This window comes from Streptococcus sp. HMSC062H02 (genome assembly GCF_001813005.1).
In the GTDB taxonomy this organism is placed as follows: domain Bacteria; phylum Bacillota; class Bacilli; order Lactobacillales; family Streptococcaceae; genus Streptococcus; species Streptococcus oralis_S.
Genome location: NZ_KV811095.1, coordinates 1 through 1613, shown reverse-complemented (window position 1 = coordinate 1613; position 1613 = coordinate 1). Strand labels below are relative to the sequence as shown.

Sequence of the window (1613 nt, the reverse complement as noted above, 5' to 3'; positions counted from 1 at the left end):
TTAACATACTAAACATAAAAACACCTCCTGCTGTAATGAATGCAACTAACAAAACGATTAGTAGCTTTTTATGACTTTTTTTAATTCCAGAATTGTTCATTTAAGCTTTTCTCCTTTTTCTTATTATACTATAAGATTTGTCTATATTACACTATAATAAGAAAAAATTATTTTAAATCTATCAATCATAGTAGGATTTCCTAGATCCGTTCCCGCAGCAATCACAGCTATACTTTTATAACCCGGTTTGCCGTTTACTATAGGAGCCTACCGCCAAACCATCAAAACCTGTTCCTCGGTGAGACTTAGTCGCAACGACACGGAATTCTTGACCATCGGAGGTGGTTATGGTGTTGATTTCGCCTTTTTTTAACTCGTTATCTGATTTAGCAGTAACAATATTTGTTCGGTTTTCTTTACGCTGTGCGAACTCAGTATTAACACTGTAAACATTCGGACCTTGATTCAATTCATTAAGTTGTTTGTCTGTATACACGTATTTATTCATCATAGCTCCCCTTCTGAACCATTCGAATATTTAACTTTAACTTTTGACTTAGTAGAACCTCGCCTAGAATTTAAAAAATGTTGAAATTCTTCATCACCCTTATTATATACTCCAATCCTAATTTTATTCGAGTTTATATCAAAAGCTAAAACATGTTCTTTAGATGTTCCATCAAAAAATTTTAGTTTCACATCCGCCCCCCAAGCGTCTGAAGGAATTGAGCTGTACGATGGATTCGTAATCGTTACCTCCTCAATCCCTTCATAGGAATTCTTTAAGGCGTTTACCAGACTAACTTCATACTCTCTATTTCGACGCTCTTCTTGGGATTTCCCCAAGATACTAAACATAAAAACACCTCCTGCTGTGATAGTTGCGAGTAGTAAAACTATGAATAATGGTTTATAGCTTTTTCTTAATCTGTCTTTACTCATTATCATTTCCTCTTTTTCTCAGCATATTCAGCATTGACACTATATACATTCTTCCCGTGCTTTAATTCATTGAGTTGTTGATCTGTATAAGTGAAAACCACTACTGTACTCCTTTTTCTTTATCCGAATAATATATAGTAACTAAAGATGTTGTTTTCCCTTTATGAGAATTCAATATTTCCCACTGGTCGTTTATTTCTTTATTTGTTTTTCCATTAACAAAACCATTATAATTTTCAACGTCATTTAAAGAGTGGCCTACACGGTATTCTATTTTTACTTTATCTGAAAATAGAATATTTACATCACAAGACCAGTCGCCCGGAGGGGTTGTATATTCTGGATTAGAAATTTTGATCTCTTCTATCCCTTCATAGGAATTCTTTAAGGCGTTTACCAAACTAACTTCATACTCTCTATTTCGACGCTCTTCTTGGGATTTCCCCAAGATACTAAACATAAAAACACCTCCTGCTGTGATAGTTGCGAGTAGTAAAACTATGAATAATGGTTTATAGCTTTTTCTTAATCTATTTTTACTCATTGTTATCTCTACTCCTCTCAGCATATTCAGAATTTACACTATAAACATTTTTTCCGTGATTTAATTCATTGAGTTGTTTATCAGTATAAGTGTATACCATTAATATTCTCCTTCTGAGCCATCTGAA

At 33.5% G+C, this 1613-nt stretch carries 3 protein-coding genes; all 3 read right to left on the bottom strand.

Features of this window, described 5'->3' with window-relative positions; genetic code table 11:
* Positions 1-235 precede the first annotated feature (235 nt).
* Positions 236-511: a hypothetical protein gene (locus HMPREF2885_RS01505; protein WP_225901730.1), complete on the bottom strand. Its 276-nt coding sequence runs from the start codon at positions 509-511 to the stop codon at positions 236-238.
* Positions 508-948 (bottom strand): hypothetical protein, encoded by a 441-nt coding sequence (locus HMPREF2885_RS01500; protein ID WP_398578104.1) that lies wholly within the window; start codon positions 946-948, stop codon positions 508-510. Before HMPREF2885_RS01500 ends, HMPREF2885_RS01505 begins: the two co-directional genes overlap by 4 nt.
* Positions 949-1042: 94 nt before the next feature.
* Entirely contained in the window at positions 1043-1486 is a 444-nt protein-coding gene (locus HMPREF2885_RS01495) for a hypothetical protein (protein WP_070656898.1), read from the bottom strand.
* Between the last annotated feature and the right edge of the window lie 127 nt (positions 1487-1613).

Coding starts and splice junctions, on each gene's coding strand:
- HMPREF2885_RS01505 (WP_225901730.1), bottom strand. CDS start 511: ATGATGAATAAATACGTGTATACAGACAAACAACTTAATGAATTGAAT.
- HMPREF2885_RS01500 (WP_398578104.1), bottom strand. CDS start 948: ATGATAATGAGTAAAGACAGATTAAGAAAAAGCTATAAACCATTATTC.
- HMPREF2885_RS01495 (WP_070656898.1), bottom strand. CDS start 1,486: ATGAGTAAAAATAGATTAAGAAAAAGCTATAAACCATTATTCATAGTT.